Genomic DNA, 15,765 nt, shown 5'->3' with positions numbered 1-15,765 from the left:
CAACGCTGCACTCGTTCAACGTTGTATCCGCCCATACTCATCGTCAAAGCGGACGATGTCGTCTTCGCCCAGATAACCGCCCGACTGCACCTCGATGATCTCGAGCGACGTCTTGCCGGGATTCTCCAGCCGGTGCTTCACACCGAGCGGAATGTAGGTCGATTCGTTTTCCGAAAGCAGGAAAACTTCCTCGCCGCGCGTGACACGCGCCGTGCCACGCACCACGGTCCAGTGCTCCGCGCGGTGATGATGCATCTGCAGCGACAGCCGGCCGCCCGGCTTCACGACGATGCGCTTGACCTGGAAGCGCTCGCCCTGATCGAGCGAGTCGTAGCAGCCCCACGGCCGCTCCACGCGCCGGTGATGCTGCGCAACCGCACTGCGCTCCTGCCGGAGCTTGCCGACGATCGCCTTCACGTCCTGCACCCGATCCCTCGCCGCAACGAGGACTGCGTCGGCCGTCTCGACCACCACCACGCCGTGCACGCCCACGCAGGCAACGAGCCGTCCGTCCGAGTGCGCGAACGTGTCAGTCACGTCTTCGAACATCACACGGCCGCGCGCCACGTTGCCGCTTGCGTCCTTGTTCGATACCTGCCACACCGCGTCCCATGCGCCGACATCGGACCAGCCGGCCACGAGCGGCACGACCACGCCCGCGAGCCGCGCGTCCGCGCCGAGCGACTCCATCACCGCGTAGTCGATCGAATCGGACGGGCACGCCGTGAGCGCCGCCGCATCGAGATGCACGGTGCCGTCGGCGTCGACTACGGCCGCCTCGAACGCCGCCGCGCATTGCGCCGCGATGGCCGGCCGGCAATGCGCGATCGCGGCCAGCCAAACCGATGCGCGCACCACGAAAATGCCGCTATTCCAGAGGTAATCGCCCGAGGCCACGTAACTCGCCGCGAGTTCGGCGCCCGGTTTTTCCACGAAACGCTCGATCACGCGCGCGCCGCTGGCGCCGAGCGCCGCCCCCGCGCCGATGTACCCGTAACCGGTTTCCGCGCGCTGCGGTGGCACGCCCAGCGTGACGATCGCGCCCCGCGCCGCGTAGCCCACCGCTTCTTCGAGCGCGGCGGCAAACGCCGCGCGATCGGCGATCAGGTGGTCGGCCGGCATGGCGATGAGCACCGGGTCGCTGTCGCACACGCCACCGGCGCCGTTGCTGGCCAGTGCCGCCTCGCGCCCGGCGCGCGCCGCCAGCGCCGCCACTGTGAGGGCCGGCGCCGTGTTGCGCGCGACCGGCTCGAGCACGACCCGCGCGGGCATGCCGCTGCGGCCGAGCCGGTCGACGGTCATGAGCCGCAACTCCTCGCTGCTCACAACAACAGGCGCGGCCTTGCGGATTGCGTCGCCCGCCTGGGCGTACACGCCGTCGAGCCGCCGCACGGTGGCTTCGAGCAGCGACTCGCCGTCGAGCAGATCGATCAGCTGTTTCGGACAATGCTCGCGCGAGAGCGGCCAAAGCCGCGTCCCCGAGCCCCCGGCCAGCACCACGGGCTGAACGATGAGCGCGACTTCGGGTTCATTGGCTGCCGCGATCAAGCCGGCTGGCGTCACGAGCTGGTTCATGCAGTGAGCTCCCCGTTGAAATACGTCGGGTCACGTCGACGAACGCCGCGCCTGCCTGCCGGCGGGCTCGCCCGAAGCGTCACGCGCCTCCCGGACCTCTCAGGCCTCACGCATTCATGAGACCTTTTCCGGACCCCATTGGAGCAAACCTCGGCATGCCAATCTGTACGCATACCCACACTGATCGCATGCGCCCGGCCAGGCGCGCGGCAAAGCGGCTCACACGCGAGGTTTCAACACCGAACGCTTTTTCCCCGGCTACGTCTGCGTTGCAACAGAACTGAATCAAAAACACTTGTTTTTTAGCCTGGGGCACGCGTCGCCCCGAATGCATGTTTCAAGCAGGAGCCATTTCTGAACGCCCCTGTTACCGAGGTAAATAACTCAATTGAATCATCGACTTGCGGCTTTCAAAAATGTGCTGCGCGGTACCTCGATGCGCAAAGTCGCCGTACAAAACTGAAACAAAAATGCGGCGTTACGCCGCGCTGCCGCATGGCCGCCGCTCGCTTAGCCGCTTGAATGCGTGCTTTCGCACCAACTGGCACACACCCTGCTAAAGAGAGATCACCGCAAAGACGCGAGACGCGGACAAGCAATACCGCGCACACAAGCGCACGCGAGTGGGACCGGGCAGGACAGAGCGGGGACGTAGTAACAAGCGCAGTAACAAGCGCAGGAAAAAGCGCAGAAACAAGTGCAGGAACAAGCAGGAAAGAGCACGAACAAGCGGGACTATGGGGCCGGCACGACGAACGCAAAAGCCGCACGGGAAACGGCAAACAACAATGAGTTCGGCGTACGGAATCAAAAAACAGGAGGCGGCTCGCGCCGCTTCGCACGAGGACCAGTCATGTTAACCCTTCAATCCGATCTTCACGGCAACCATTTGCTGGGCGCCCTCCCGTCGCATGAATGGCAGGCTCTCGCCCCGCACCTCGAACTCGTTCATCTGCGCACCGAGCAGTTGATCTGCGATTCGGGCCAGCGCATTCATCACGTGTACTTTCCGACTACGGCGATCGTCTCGCTGCTCTCGACGATGGAAGACGGCAGCTCGGTCGAAATCGCAGCGGTCGGCCGCGAGGGCATGACGGGCGTACCCGTGCTCACTGGCGGCGAGACGATGCCGAACCGCGTGCAGGTGCAATGCGCGGGCTTCGCCTATCGCATGAGCGCGCAGGCCCTCAAGCAGCAGTTCGCGCGCTCGGACTTCCTGCGCCGCCTCATGCTGCTCTATATGCACGCGCTGCTCACGCAGGTCGCACAGACCGCCGCGTGCAATCGTCACCATTCGCTCAACAAGCAGTTGTGCCGCTGGCTGCTGATCGAAGTGGACCGCGTGGCTTCCAACGATCTCAACGTCACGCAGCAGTTGATCGCCGACATGCTCGGCGTGCGCCGCGAAGGCATTACCGAGGCGGCCGGCAAGCTGCACGACGAAGGCCTGATCCACCACAGCCGCGGTCATATCCGTGTGCTCGACCGCGAAGGTCTCGAAGCCCGCGCCTGCGAGTGCTATGGCCTCGTGCGCCGCGAATTCGACCGGCTGCTGCCGCGCCTGCACCAGGCGGAAACGGTCGAGTGAGTACGTAGTCGTCGCGCGCTCGCGGTTCACACCGCGAGTTCGCTTGCGAGTCGTCCCCGAACAAAGCGTGCCCTGGCGGCGCGCTTTTGCGCGTCTGTTCGCTTTGCCTGCGCTTTCGCGGAACCGTTCACGCAAATTCGCAGACACCGAGTACATACAGGATACCGAATCAATCGCGTCCTTCCGATTGAGCCGGAGAGAACAGGCGCGCGCCCTCTTCTCTTCAGCCTCGCCGGATTCAATGAGCCGAAGGCACGAGCGCCTGCGCAAGCGGCAACGCAGGCAGGTGCTCGCGTTCGCGCACGAACGGGTCGGTCGGCTCCTGCAGCTTCGGATCCGGGCTCGTGTCGGCGTTGCGCAATTGCACCGGCGCGCCATCGTTCTTCGCGACCTTGCGATTGTCGCCGCACGGATGATCGGTGAGCGCGGCCGCCTCGCGGAAGTCGTCTTCCTGACACATGATGTTGAACGCAATGTCCTTGCGATCCATGCGCCATGCCACGGCCGCGTTCAGGCGCTTGTTGCAGTCCATGTCCTTGATGGTGCCCGCGGCCGTCGCGCCCACGCCCACCACCGACACCGCAGCAGAAATACTGCCCCAGCAGGTCTCGGTCACCGAGGCCGTCAAGGCCGGCGCATAGACCGTGGGCGTCGTGCGCACATCGTAAGAACCGTGATACGTCACATCCGACGCGCCGCCGCTCGGCAGTACGACGGTATTGGAAACGGTGCTCGTCTGGCTCGACGTGGACGTGGTCCCCGACGTCATCGTCGGCGTGGTTTGCGCCCACGCGGCGCCTGCGAACAGCAACACCCCGGCAACGGCGATTTTTTGTTTCAGCTTGCTCATTCTTCTCTCCGTGAACGGAAAAGGGGGCAGCGCCCCCTCTCCGACGCGCTAGTGAACGGCTGACCCGTTCGGATTACCAGTGCATACCGCCCGTGAGCGAACCCGAACCGCCCGCCGCGACGATGCCGACGCCGCCGTCCGCATTGGCCGTGCCGGTGCCGTTCGCCGTCGCGTTCGACGTAAAGCCCGAGCCGCCGTAGTTGCCGCTCGAACCGTCGAACGACGTGTTGATCACCGACGAATTGAAGTTCTGCGAACCCGACTGCGTGGCGCTCGTGAAGCCGAGCGTCGACGAATTCTGGTTCGTGGTCGTCGTACCGGTCTGGCCGACGTAGCCGTTAGCCGTCTGGCCGTAGGTTTGCGAGTTGCCGTTTTGCGTCGTGTAGCTCGAACCGAACGTGAGGCTCGCGTTCGAGAACGACTGGTTGCCTTGCGACACGGTGGCGTCGATATGGCCCGGCACCGTCAGCGCCGAGGTGAAGCTGCCGTTGACCGACGACGTCGAGTTCGACGTGAGCGCCGAAGCGCCAAAGCCGACGCCCGCTGCGCCCACCGCCGACGTGGTGGAGGACGACGGCGCGCCCACACCGCCCGCACCGCCTGCAAATGCGGCAGCCGAACCGAGAGAGAGCATGGCGGCGAGCGAAATGGCCTGAATCTTCTTCATGATTGTGGTCTTCCTGATAAAACAGGGGAGCGTTGGATGAATGCGCGCGCACTCCCCCTGATAGCGCGGGCGCATTTAACACGATTTCAATTGCAATGCTTATAAAATCACTGCATTTACGACGCGCGAATATCCCCGCGAGCCTCCCGATATCGGGAGGACCGTTTAAACCGGAATTACCAGATTAATAATCGCGCGCAGAACGCCCTTACGTGTTTTCGTAAATCAGGCGATCATGCAGAATTGAAAATCCGGAGAACAGAAAGAAATGCCCCGCAAGACTCCGCACCTTCACGGAGCCTATTAAATAGCAGTCCGACACAAGTTGCTCAACACCTGCTTTTGTCATTATTTCCCCGCGTACCGCCCGACAGAAACCCTCGGGCCGCTGCGCATTTTCGCGCGCCGCCCTTCCCCTGCCCGGTTGTTTTCGACGTCTCTTTTAGCGAACTGCTTGCATAACGTCGCCGGACGGTGAATTTATAACTCAGACAGTAAGACTATTGCTACGTCATTCGCATGTTTTATGTGCGGTTCTCAACGTAGTAAATAGACATATCCTTGAATATGGGGATTTTCTTTCAAAACCAATTGAAAGGCTTCAAATAGATGCGCGCACAACCAGATACAGAAAATCGCTTTCTTTTAATGATTAATCGCGATGTTCGGTTCGGCAGGCCACGCAGACCTGCCAGAAAAAAGAGCGGCAACGCACAGGCAAAAGCAGGCTAATGCCGGTGGAACGTGCCGCTCGCGCGAGACCGCTCAGGCCTTGCGGTATTCGATACGCTCGACGCCGGTTTCACCGCCAAGCAGGCAGAGGTCCGCGCCGCGGGCGGCGAACAGACCGACCGTCACCACGCCCGGCCAGGCGTTGACAAGCGCTTCAAGCGTGCGCGGATCGCTGATGCGCAGGCCCTTCACGTCGAGAATCTCGTTGCCGTTGTCGGTAATAAAGGGCGAACCGTCCTTCTGCACGCGCAACACCGGCACGCCGCCGAGCGCCGCCACGCGACGGCCGATGGCCGTGCGCGCCATCGGCACGACTTCGATGGGCAGCGGGAACTGGCCGAGCACGTCGACGCGCTTGCTCGCATCGGCGATGCAGACGAACACGTCCGACACCGATGCGACGATTTTCTCGCGCGTGAGCGCGCCGCCGCCGCCCTTGATCATGGCGCCTGCACCGTCGATTTCGTCGGCGCCGTCCACGTACACGGGCAGCGATTCGATCTCGTTGAGGTCGAAAATCTTGAAGCCGTGCGCTTCGAGGCGCGCGGTGGTCGCAACCGAGCTCGACACGGCGCCGCGGTAGCGGCCCTTGCTGGCCGCGAGGGCGTCAATGAAGCAGTTCGCGGTGGAGCCCGTGCCGACGCCGATTACGGCGCCTTCCGGCACGTTTGCATTGACATAGTCGGCGGCGGCCTGGCCGACCAGTTGCTTGAGTTCGTCTTGAGTCATGGGAGTACAGCCCGAGGAGGAGAAAAACGCGGAATACGCATAGTTTACCGGAGATGCGGGCACGGGCTGCCCGCACTCACAGGATCGCGCGCCGGGCAACGCGCGATCGGCCGGCGATCAGCGCGCAGCCGAGCGTTGGCGCACCGCCTCGAACAGACACACGCCCGAAGCCACCGAAACGTTCAGGCTCTCGACCGTGCCCGCCATCGGAATCTGCATGACTTCGTCGCAGGTTTCGCGCGTGAGGCGGCGCATGCCCTCGCCTTCGGCGCCCAGCACGAGCGCAACGGGGCCGTCGAGCTTCGTCTCGTAGAGGCTCGCGCTCGCGTCGCCAGCGGTGCCTACCACCCACACGCCCGCGTCCTTGAGTTCGCGCAGCGCACGCGCCAGGTTCGTCACGGTGATATAGGGCACGGTGTCGGCGGCGCCGCTCGCCACCTTCGCGGCCGTGGCGTTCAGACCCACGGCGCGGTCGCGCGGGGCGATCACGGCGTGCGCGCCGGCCGCGTCGGCCACACGCAGGCAGGCGCCGAGATTGTGCGGATCGGTCACGCCGTCGAGCACGAGCAGCAGCGGCGATCCCTGGATGCCGTCGAGCAGTTCCGCGAGGTTCTGCGCGAGCGCCAGATCGTGCACGCGGGCCACGACGCCCTGATGGCGCTCCGTGTGCGCGAGACCCCAGAGGCGCGTTTCGTCGGCTGCGATCACGCGCGCGCCTGCTTCCTTCGCGGTGTGCAGGAAATCCTGCATGCGGCGGTCGCGGCGCGTCGGATCGTAGTAGACATCCTCGACCGTGGACGCGTCGTGCCGCAAGCGTGCGATCACCGCATGAAACCCGTAAAGAACCTTGAGACGTGACATGACTGAGACAACCCCTGATGAACGTTTTGCGGCGCAAACAGCGCGCCGCCAGCAACGAAAGTCAGCCGGCCGCGTCGTGCGGTCCGGCGTATGCAAACCGCGCGCCTGTGTGGCAACTCACGACGCGGCATGCAAGTGAAAAAACCGGGCACGCGCACGACGGCGCGGCCCGGATACATAACGGCGGCGGAGCGCATCTGGCGCCCCGCCCGGCGCTCAGCGCTTCTTGCGCGGCGCCTGCTTCTTGGGCGTCGACTTCACGGCCGAGCGCTTCTTCGCGGTCTTGGCGGCACCGCGCGCCGCGCGTGCTTCCTTCACCGCCACGCTTGGCGCCGGCGCGGCCTTTCTCTGGCGCGCCATGTCGCCGCCCTGCAGCGCACGCACGCGCGGACCGCCATCCACACCGCCCTTGTCGACCGGCATCGGCCGGTTGCCGCCCGGCTTCACGGGCGTATCGCGCACGAGGCGGAAGTCGATCTTGCGCGCATCGAGATCCACGCGGCTCACCTGCACGCGCACGCGGTCCGAGAGACGGTAGCGAATGCCGGTGCGCTCGCCGCGCAGTTCGTTCTTGATCTCGTCGTACTGGAAGTAATCCGAGCCCAGTTCCGTCACGTGCACGAGACCTTCGATGAAGAGCGCATCGAGCTGAACGAAAATGCCGAACGACGTCACGCCGCTCACCATCCCGCCGTACTCTTCGCCGAGCTTGTCGCGCATGAAGTAGCACTTGAGCCAGGCTTCGACGTCGCGCGAGGCTTCGTCGGCGCGGCGCTCGTTCGCCGAGCAGTGCAGGCCCAGTTCTTCCCAGATCGCCGTGTTGGCACCGCGGGCGCGCTTGCCGCGCTTCTCTTCGTCTTCGGCTTGCAGCGCGCGGGCGCGCGGCGAAAGCGCGGTATTGAGTTCGACGCCCTCGGGCGCCTGCGGCTGATACTTCTTGCCCTGCAGGATCGCGTAGATCGCGCGGTGCGTGAGCAGGTCGGGATAACGGCGAATCGGGCTCGTGAAGTGCGCGTAAGCCTCGTACGCAAGCCCGAAGTGACCGATATTGTCCGGGCTGTACACGGCCTGTTGCATCGAGCGCAGCAGCATGGTCTGCAGCATCTGCGCGTCCGGCCGGTCGCGGATGTGCGCCATCAGCGCCGCGTAATCGCTCGCGTGCGGCGTGTCGCCGCCGCCGAGCGAAAGGCCCATGCCACGCAGGAAGGTGCGCAGGTTCTCGAGCTTTTCGGCGGTCGGCCCCGCGTGCACGCGGTACAGGCCCGGGTGCTTGTGGCGCTTCATGAAGTCCGCCGCGCACACGTTGGCCGCGAGCATGCACTCTTCGATCAGCTTGTGCGCGTCGTTGCGCTGGCGCGGCACGATCTGCTCGATCTTGCCCTGCGCATTGCAGACGATATACGTCTCGGTCGTGTCGAAATCGATCGCACCGCGCTTCTGGCGAGCGGCGAACAGCGACTTGTACACGCCATAGAGATTCTGGAGTTGCGGCAGCAGCGCCGCGCGGCGCGTCGCCTCGGGGCCTTTGGTGTTGGTGAGCACCGCCGCGACTTCGGTATACGTGAGCCGCGCCGCCGAGTGCATGACGCCCGGATAGAACTGGTACGCCTTGATCTCGCCGCGCGCGGTGATCACCATGTCGCACACGAGCACGCAGCGATCGACGTGCGGATTGAGCGAACAGAGCCCGTTCGAGAGCTTCTCGGGCAGCATCGGAATCACGCGGCGCGGGAAGTACACCGACGTGCTGCGCTCGATCGCGTCCACATCGAGACCGCTGCCGGGCAGCACGTAATGCGAGACGTCGGCGATCGCGACGATCAGGCGGAAGCCCTCGCCCTTGCCAACCTGCATCGGCTCGCAATACACGGCGTCGTCGAAGTCGCGTGCGTCTTCGCCGTCGATGGTGACGAGCGGCACGTCGCGCAAGTCCACGCGATACCGGATGTCCGAGGGACGCACGGCGTCGGGCAGCTTCGCGGCTTCGTCGAGCGCGGGCTTGCTGAATTCGTGCGGCACGCCGTACTTGCGCACGGCGATCTCGATCTCCATGCCCGGATCGTCGATATCGCCGAGCACTTCCAACACGCGGCCGAGCGGCTGCGAGTGGCGGCTGGGGAAATCGGTGAGTTCGACGACCACGACCTGGCCGACCTTGGCTTTCTTGGGATTCTGCGTGACGAGAATGTCGTGGCCGATGCGCTTGTCTTCCGGCGCGACGATCAGCGCACCGTTCTCGTTGAGCAGGCGCCCGATCACGCTGCGGTTCGCACGGTCGGTGACTTCGACGATATGCCCTTCCGGCCGCCCGCGCCGGTCATAGCCGACAATGCGCGCGAGCACGCGGTCGTTGTGCATGACCTTCTGCATTTCGCCTTGCGGCAGGAACAGATCGTCCTGCCCGTCGTCGCGCACGAGGAAGCCGTAGCCGTCGCGATGCCCCTGCACGCGCCCGGCGACGAAATTCGAAGGATGCGCGAGCTGGTAGTGGCCGCGCGAATCGAGCCGGATCTGCCCGTCGCGCTCCATGGCGGCGAGGCGCCTGAAGAACCCTTCACGCTCCTGGCGCTTGATGGAGAGCGCCTCGGCGATATCGTTCGCGGTGCACGGCGAGTCGCTGGTCCGCAGCACGCCAAGAATCTCTTCGCGGCTGGGAATCGGGTACGGATATTTGCTCAAGGGCTTGTCGATGGTTGTTCTCGTTGCGTGGACGTCGGATTTTGCGCGGCCCGAATGTGCAGTACATGCGGGCGGCGCCCCGTCTTCGAGTGCTGCAATCTGCCGGCCCGTACGTGGACTGCCTGACCGCTCGCACTGCGTGCGCCACGCTGCACGCAGCACCTGAACCCCGTACTTGTGCCGGCGGAACTTCTGCGAGGCATTCTAACACCCGCATCGCACCCTACGAGCCGTGGGAGCGGCCTCACAGCGCGATCGGACGGCCACGCCACGCGCCCGGCAACGCTCGCGCAGCCGCGCTTGATTGCCTTTCATAAAACGCTTGACAGGCGTTCCGGGCCCGCTATAATTTCGGTCTTTGCTGCACAACACGTTGAACAGCAAACGACACCTTGCCCAGGTGGCGGAATTGGTAGACGCACCAGGTTCAGGTCCTGGCGGTGGCAACACTGTGGAGGTTCGAGTCCTCTCTTGGGCACCAGATTCAAAAGGCCGGCTTCATGCCGGCCTTTTTCATTTCCAGAACAGCAGTGAGTACAACTGCCCTGCTATCGCGTCAATCGCAGCAGCCGCGTTCCCGAGATGAAGTTTTTTTGAAAAGATCTATTGACGGGTACGCAAAATCGCGTCATAATCTCCTTCTAGCTTGAAGACGTGCCCAGGTGGCGGAATTGGTAGACGCACTAGGTTCAGGTCCTAGCGGTGGCAACACTGTGGAGGTTCGAGTCCTCTCCTGGGCACCACGTCTCATCAAGCAGAACTAGCAGCGCACAGGATTCATCAAAAAAGCCCGCAAATTGCGGGCTTTTTTGTTTTCCGGCTTCCATTTTGCTGCAGCGAACCTCCTTGGAGGCACGACTCGATATATTTCATGGTATACATTGCCGGGAGCCGTGGATAAGCCGATCGAGGAATACAGAATGGAATTCGTTGTCGTCGCTGCGATCATCGCCGTCAGCTTTGGCGCCGCTGCGACCTGGCTGCTCGCAACCCGGCTGCCGGAGCGTTGGCTCGACAAGAGCGCCAGCGAAGGCCGCTATGCGCATCTCGGGCTGGACAGCGAGCGAGCCGCCGAAACGGACCCGCGTCGCGAGCAGACCCGCTTCGATATGCGGCGCGTACGGCGCGCACGCGTGCGCGCACGACTCCAGGGCGCGGCACGCATGATGCGGGCGTTGCGCGCCGCGACCGCTCGCCACGATCACGACCGCACCGCCCGCCCGTAACGCTCGGCGGCGGCATCCACCGCGCTTACTCGTGCGACCCCAGCGGCGATGGGATGAACGCCGAATCGGCAACCTTCGCCTCCTCCGCCGACTGAAAGATCCAGCGCCGGCGCATGGGCTGCAGGATCACCTTCGCGCTCACGCCCGCCATCATCGCGACACAAGCGACCATATCGAACACCATGTTCCAGCCGCCGTGCAGCGCGAGCAGCGTAGCGACGGGTACGAGCAGCGCCGCGGTCCCCTTCGCGGTGTAGAGCGTGCCTGCGTTGCCCGCCGCGTATTTCGCGCCGAACGTGTCGGCGCAGGTTGCCGGAAAGTTCGAGAAGATATCGCCGTAAAACAGGAACACGAGCCCCGAGAACAGCACGAAGAGATACGGGTCGTGGCCGAACGCCCGCAAACCCAGCAGCGCAAGCCCCTCGCCGAGAAACGTGATGAACATCGTATTCTCACGGCCGATGCGATCCGAAATGAGCCCGCACAGCGGCCGCGTAAAGCCGTTGCAGAGATTGTTGATCGAGAGCGTCATCGTGAGCAGCGGCAGCGTCGTCGCCACGAGCGTAATCGGCATCGAGGCGAAACCGTAACTCTTCGCGATCGGGCCGATCTGCGCCGTCGCGATGATGCCGCCAGCGGCCACGCACACGAACATCGCGTACATCACCCAGAATACGGGCGCGCGAACCATCTGCTTCGTCGTGTAGTCGGTTTTCGTCGCCACGATGCGCTTCATGCCGGCTGCGTGCGCCGGCGGCTTCGGGCGCACCATGACGAGCGCGAGCGCCATGATGCACGCACCCTGAAGGAGTCCGAAGAACACGAACGCCTGCTGATAACCTGACTGCTGGATCATGTTCGAAATCGGAATGACCGTGAGCGCCGCGCCCGCGCCGAAGCCCGCCGCTGTCATGCCGGCGGCGAGGCCGCGGCGGTCGGGAAACCATTTGAGCGCGGTGCCTACGCACGTGCCGTATACGCAGCCCGCACCGATGCCCGAGATGACCGCGGCGACGTAAAGCACCGGCAGCACGGGCGCCCACGCGTTGAGCACCCAGCCGAGCGCCACGCAGCACGCACCGCCCATCACCACGGGGCGCGGCCCGAAGCGGTCGACCAGCCAGCCCTCGACGGGCACGAGCCAGGTTTCCGTCACGATGAAAATGGAGAAGGCGAGCTGGATAGCAGCCTGCCCCCAGTGATGCCGTGCGTCCATCGGCACGACGAAGAGCGTCCACGCGTACTGCAGGTTCGCCACGAGCCCCATGCAGAGAATGCCCGCCACGAGCTGCACCCAGCGGTTGTGCCACCGGGACGTGTAGCCGCCTTCGATACGATCGGTGTGTACCACGTTGTCTGTCTCCATCCGTAGTGATTGCCCGCGGGATTTGCGCCATCGCCTCTTTCCCGCGTTACAGCCGGCGCGGCAGACGTTCGTTCGCCGCGCCTGACGTTGAATGTCACGCCGCTTCGAGCTGCCGCAGCAACGCATCGACACTGCCCTTCGCGTCGCCAAACAGCATTCGTGTGTTGTCCTTATAGAAGAGCGGATTGTCCACACCCGCGTAACCCGTCGCCATGCTGCGCTTGGAGACGACCACCGTGCGCGCCTTCCACACCTCCAGCACCGGCATGCCAGCGATCGGGCTGCCCGCATCCTCCTGCGCGCCCGGGTTGACGATGTCGTTCGCGCCGATCACGAGTACGACGTCGGTGCTCGTGAAGTCTTCGTTGATCTCGTCCATCTCGAGCACGATGTCGTACGGCACTTTCGCTTCCGCGAGCAGCACGTTCATGTGGCCAGGCAAACGCCCCGCAACCGGGTGAATGCCGAAACGCACGCGTATGCCGAGCGCACGCAAGCGCCGCGTGATCTCGCTGATGGTGCCCTGCGCCTGCGCCACCGCCATGCCATAGCCCGGCACGATCACGACCTCCTGAGCGTCGCGCAGGAGCGACCCCACTTCGTCCACGGTGGTCGCTACGACCTCACCTTCCGGTGTCGCGCTGGCCGTGGCGCTCACGGCGCCAAAGCCGCCGAGGATCACCGAAACGAAGCTGCGATTCATCGCGCGGCACATGATGTAGCTGAGAATCGCACCGCTCGACCCCACCAGCGCACCCGTCGTGACGAGCAGATCGTTATCGAGCATGAAGCCCGTTGCCGCTGCCGCCCAGCCCGAATAGCTGTTGAGCATCGAAACCACCACGGGCATATCCGCGCCGCCGATCGCCATCACGAGATGCACGCCGAGCGCCGCCGCCAGCACGCACATCACGATGAGCGCATACAGCGCGTCGCCACCATCAGGAGCACTGACGAAGCGATACCCGATCGCGATGCATGCGCCCAATACCACCGCGTTGAGCAGATGCCGCGCGGGCAGCACGAGCGGCTTGCCGCTCACCGTGCCCTGCAGCTTCAGGAACGCGATAATCGAGCCGCTGAACGTCACCGTGCCGATGAACGCGCCGACATAGACCTCGGTGTCGTGAATCGCACGCTCGACGCCGCTCATCGCGGCCTGGGGCGAGAGAAAGTTCGCGAAGGCGATCAGCGTGGCCGCGAGGCCGACGAAGCTGTGCAGCACCGCGACGAGCTGCGGCATCTGCGTCATCTCCACGCGGCGCGCGAGAATCGCGCCGAGCCCACCACCAACCAGCGCAGCGACGAGCGCGATCTGCAGGCCCGCGCCACCGGTGACGAGCAGCGTGGCAAGCACGGCGATCACCATGCCGGTCACGCCATACAGGTTGCCGCGCCGCGCACTCGCGGGATGACTCAGTCCGCGCAGGCTGAGGATGAAGAGCGTTGCCGCGCCGAGCCACGCCATGTTGCCGATTCCGTTGAGCATGACGTCTCCTCAGGTCCGTTGGAACATCTTCAACATGCGCTGGGTGACGAGAAAGCCGCCCGCGATGTTGATGGTCGCGACGACGAGCGCAATGCCCGCCAGCACGGTCACGATCGTGCTGGCGTTGCCCGGATGCAGCAATGCGCCGATCACGATGATCCCGCTGATCGCATTTGTCACGCTCATGAGCGGCGTATGCAGCGAGGGCGTGACGTTCCAGACCACCTGATAGCCAACGAACACGGCCAGCACGAACACCGTGAAGTGCGCGACGAACGCCGGCGGCGCCACCGCGCCGAGCGCGAGCAGCAGCAACGCGGCGACGACGAGCGCCGCGAGCGACCAGGCGCCATTGCGGCGAGCGGCTTGCGCGGCGTCTTCTTTCGCCTGGCCGGTCGCGGCGACAGCGGGCTTCGTCTGCGCAGACGCCTGCGGTGCGGCGCTGACCTGCACCGGCGGCGGCGGCCAGCACACCTGCCCGCGCTGCATGACCGTGGTGCCGCGCTGCACGACGTCGTCCATGTCGAGTTCGAGTTCGCCGTTCTTCGCGGGCGTGAGATCGGTCAGCAGATGACGGATGTTCGTCGCGTAGAGCTGACTCGACTGGTTCGCCATGCGGCTTGGCAGATCCGTGTAGCCGATCACGGTCACGCCGTTCGCATTCACGACTTCGCCCGCTCGCGTGAGTTCGCAGTTGCCGCCCTGCTCGGCCGCCATATCGACGATCACACTGCCCGCGCGCATGCACGCCGCCGTCTTCGCGTTGATCAAGCGCGGTGCCGGCTTGCCCGGAATGAGCGCCGTCGTGATGATGATGTCGACCTCGCGCGCCTGGGCCTCGAAAAGCGCCATCTCCGCTTCGATGAACTTCGCGCTCATCTGTTTGGCGTACCCGCCTGAGCCGCCGCCCTCCTCCTCGATGTCGATGCTCAGGAACTCCGCACCCATGCTTTCGACCTGCTGCCCGACTTCGGGGCGCGTATCGAACGCGCGCACAATTGCACCAAGACCGCGTGCGGCGCCAATCGCGGCCAGCCCGGCCACGCCCGCACCGATCACGAGCACCTTGGCGGGCGGCATCTTGCCGGCCGCCGTGATCTGCCCTGTGAAAACGCGGCCGAAATGCTGGGCCGCCTCGACCACCGCGCGATAGCCGGCCATGTTCGCCATCGAGCTCAGGGCGTCGAGCTTCTGCGCGCGCGAGATGCGCGGCACGCAATCCATCGCGAGCACCGTGACCTCGCGCGCCGCCAGCTGCTCGAGCAGCGCCGCGTTTTGCGCAGGCCAGATGAAGCCGATTAGCGTCGCGCCTGGCTTGAGACGCTGTACCTCATCACTCGAGGGCGGACGCACCTTGATGACGATATCCGCTGCGCTCAGGAGCGCTTGCGCATCGTCCACGACGCGCGCACCTGCCGCGCGGTAGGCGTCGTCCGGGTAGGACGCGCTCACACCCGCTGCCGTCTCGACTTCCACGGCATAACCGAGTTTAATGAGTTGTGCGACGCTTTCGGGCGTCGCCGCTACGCGTCGTTCGCCTTCGTATGTCTCGCGGGGGACCGCAATTGTCATTGCCATGATGCGCCTCCGTGCTTCACAACCTGGAGCGCTGCGGCGCAAACAAACGGAATCGGCGGCGCGCCAGTGCATCTGGCGCGCCGAAAGCGTAGCCACGACTTCATGAAACGTCTCCTGCTGATGTTGGAATGCTTTTTGTGCCGCGGCTCGATGAGGGCTTGGCCCTATGACACGCCCAGTTTGGGCGAATTGCCGCTCTTGAGATAAGCGATCGCCGCTTCGCGCGCAGCGGCAATGGCGGCGGCCTCGCTTTCGAATACGGTTTCGTCGACCACCCATTGACGGGGGAGAACAGCGGCCGCCGATTCATCGGCAGCGGCCTCGACCGCGTGAATGGCGGCGAACGCAGCCCAGCCGCCGTTGTGGATCATCTGACGGGCCGAGAGTTCGACCTCGAAATGTCCGAGTCTTTCGGTGTGCATCGA

General features: G+C 64.6%; 12 protein-coding genes and 2 tRNA genes. 4 read left to right on the top strand and 10 right to left on the bottom strand.

From position 1 onward, the window contains the following. Nucleotides 1–15: 15 nt before the first annotated feature. Nucleotides 16–1,575 (bottom strand): mannose-1-phosphate guanylyltransferase/mannose-6-phosphate isomerase, encoded by a 1,560-nt coding sequence (locus tag U5A58_RS28960; RefSeq protein WP_321963967.1) that lies wholly within the window; start codon nucleotides 1,573–1,575, stop codon nucleotides 16–18. 853 nt (nucleotides 1,576–2,428) lie between these two features. On the opposite strand from U5A58_RS28960, the gene U5A58_RS28955 reads away from it, so the two are divergent. Next, nucleotides 2,429–3,163, top strand: a complete 735-nt coding sequence (locus tag U5A58_RS28955; protein ID WP_321914264.1) for a Crp/Fnr family transcriptional regulator — start codon at nucleotides 2,429–2,431, stop codon at nucleotides 3,161–3,163. 238 nt (nucleotides 3,164–3,401) lie between these two features. On the opposite strand, the gene U5A58_RS28950 is transcribed toward U5A58_RS28955, so the two are convergent. The 5 genes from U5A58_RS28950 to rnr all read right to left on the bottom strand — a co-directional run bounded on the left by U5A58_RS28950 (nucleotide 3,402) and on the right by rnr (nucleotide 9,681). Continuing rightward, complete coding sequence (locus U5A58_RS28950; RefSeq protein ID WP_321914263.1) at nucleotides 3,402–4,013, bottom strand: hypothetical protein; 612 nt, start codon at nucleotides 4,011–4,013, stop codon at nucleotides 3,402–3,404. A 73-nt stretch (nucleotides 4,014–4,086) separates the two neighbouring features. Next, nucleotides 4,087–4,680 (bottom strand): hypothetical protein, encoded by a 594-nt coding sequence (locus U5A58_RS28945; protein ID WP_321963966.1) that lies wholly within the window; start codon nucleotides 4,678–4,680, stop codon nucleotides 4,087–4,089. Nucleotides 4,681–5,445: 765 nt separating this feature from the next. Continuing rightward, on the bottom strand, nucleotides 5,446–6,141 hold the full coding sequence (gene rpiA, locus U5A58_RS28940) for a ribose-5-phosphate isomerase RpiA (protein WP_321963965.1): 696 nt from the start codon (nucleotides 6,139–6,141) through the stop codon (nucleotides 5,446–5,448). A 117-nt stretch (nucleotides 6,142–6,258) separates the two neighbouring features. Beyond that, the gene (rlmB, locus tag U5A58_RS28935; protein ID WP_321914260.1) at nucleotides 6,259–7,002 is read right to left on the bottom strand and encodes a 23S rRNA (guanosine(2251)-2'-O)-methyltransferase RlmB; all 744 of its coding nucleotides are present in this window, start codon (nucleotides 7,000–7,002) and stop codon (nucleotides 6,259–6,261) included. Between the two features lie 216 nt (nucleotides 7,003–7,218). Then, a complete protein-coding gene (rnr, locus tag U5A58_RS28930) occupies nucleotides 7,219–9,681 on the bottom strand; it encodes a ribonuclease R (protein WP_321963964.1) in 2,463 nt (820 codons plus the stop codon). 394 nt (nucleotides 9,682–10,075) lie between these two features. Here rnr and U5A58_RS28925 point away from each other — a divergent pair. The 3 genes from U5A58_RS28925 (at nucleotide 10,076) to U5A58_RS28915 (ending at nucleotide 10,907) form a co-directional block, all read left to right on the top strand. Then, nucleotides 10,076–10,162: transfer RNA gene (locus U5A58_RS28925), tRNA-Leu, on the top strand. A gap of 175 nt (nucleotides 10,163–10,337) precedes the next feature. Beyond that, nucleotides 10,338–10,424: transfer RNA gene (locus U5A58_RS28920), tRNA-Leu, on the top strand. 177 nt (nucleotides 10,425–10,601) lie between these two features. Then, nucleotides 10,602–10,907 (top strand): hypothetical protein, encoded by a 306-nt coding sequence (locus U5A58_RS28915; RefSeq protein WP_321963963.1) that lies wholly within the window; start codon nucleotides 10,602–10,604, stop codon nucleotides 10,905–10,907. Nucleotides 10,908–10,932: 25 nt separating this feature from the next. Here U5A58_RS28915 and oxlT read toward each other — a convergent pair whose 3' ends face one another. From oxlT to U5A58_RS28895, 4 genes are all read right to left on the bottom strand, one after another. Continuing rightward, nucleotides 10,933–12,273 carry an oxalate/formate MFS antiporter gene (gene oxlT, locus U5A58_RS28910; RefSeq protein ID WP_415774310.1) on the bottom strand — a complete coding sequence of 447 codons (1,341 nt, stop codon included), beginning with the start codon at nucleotides 12,271–12,273 and terminating at the stop codon, nucleotides 10,933–10,935. Nucleotides 12,274–12,367: 94 nt separating this feature from the next. Further along, nucleotides 12,368–13,762: an NAD(P)(+) transhydrogenase (Re/Si-specific) subunit beta gene (locus U5A58_RS28905; RefSeq protein WP_321963959.1), complete on the bottom strand. Its 1,395-nt coding sequence runs from the start codon at nucleotides 13,760–13,762 to the stop codon at nucleotides 12,368–12,370. Nucleotides 13,763–13,771: 9 nt separating this feature from the next. Beyond that, nucleotides 13,772–15,340 carry a Re/Si-specific NAD(P)(+) transhydrogenase subunit alpha gene (locus U5A58_RS28900; protein WP_321963958.1) on the bottom strand — a complete coding sequence of 523 codons (1,569 nt, stop codon included), beginning with the start codon at nucleotides 15,338–15,340 and terminating at the stop codon, nucleotides 13,772–13,774. 164 nt (nucleotides 15,341–15,504) lie between these two features. Next, a complete protein-coding gene (locus U5A58_RS28895) occupies nucleotides 15,505–15,762 on the bottom strand; it encodes a hypothetical protein (RefSeq protein ID WP_321963957.1) in 258 nt (85 codons plus the stop codon). Between the last annotated feature and the right edge of the window lie 3 nt (nucleotides 15,763–15,765).

This window comes from Paraburkholderia sp. J7 (assembly GCF_905220155.1).
In the GTDB taxonomy this organism is placed as follows: Bacteria; Pseudomonadota; Gammaproteobacteria; order Burkholderiales; family Burkholderiaceae; genus Paraburkholderia.
This window is presented reverse-complemented; position numbering and strand designations above follow the sequence as displayed.

Bases quoted from the DNA above. Each gene is read 5' to 3' on its own strand.
- U5A58_RS28945 (WP_321963966.1), bottom strand. From the start codon at position 4,680: ATGAAGAAGATTCAGGCCATTTCGCTCGCCGCCATGCTCTCTCTCGGT.
- rpiA (WP_321963965.1), bottom strand. From the start codon at position 6,141: ATGACTCAAGACGAACTCAAGCAACTGGTCGGCCAGGCCGCCGCCGAC.
- U5A58_RS28895 (WP_321963957.1), bottom strand. From the start codon at position 15,762: ATGCACACCGAAAGACTCGGACATTTCGAGGTCGAACTCTCGGCCCGT.
- rlmB (WP_321914260.1), bottom strand. From the start codon at position 7,002: ATGTCACGTCTCAAGGTTCTTTACGGGTTTCATGCGGTGATCGCACGC.
- U5A58_RS28905 (WP_321963959.1), bottom strand. From the start codon at position 13,762: ATGCTCAACGGAATCGGCAACATGGCGTGGCTCGGCGCGGCAACGCTC.
- U5A58_RS28955 (WP_321914264.1), top strand. From the start codon at position 2,429: ATGTTAACCCTTCAATCCGATCTTCACGGCAACCATTTGCTGGGCGCC.
- U5A58_RS28900 (WP_321963958.1), bottom strand. From the start codon at position 15,340: ATGGCAATGACAATTGCGGTCCCCCGCGAGACATACGAAGGCGAACGA.
- oxlT (WP_415774310.1), bottom strand. From the start codon at position 12,273: ATGGAGACAGACAACGTGGTACACACCGATCGTATCGAAGGCGGCTAC.
- U5A58_RS28950 (WP_321914263.1), bottom strand. From the start codon at position 4,013: ATGAGCAAGCTGAAACAAAAAATCGCCGTTGCCGGGGTGTTGCTGTTC.
- U5A58_RS28960 (WP_321963967.1), bottom strand. From the start codon at position 1,575: ATGAACCAGCTCGTGACGCCAGCCGGCTTGATCGCGGCAGCCAATGAA.
- U5A58_RS28915 (WP_321963963.1), top strand. From the start codon at position 10,602: ATGGAATTCGTTGTCGTCGCTGCGATCATCGCCGTCAGCTTTGGCGCC.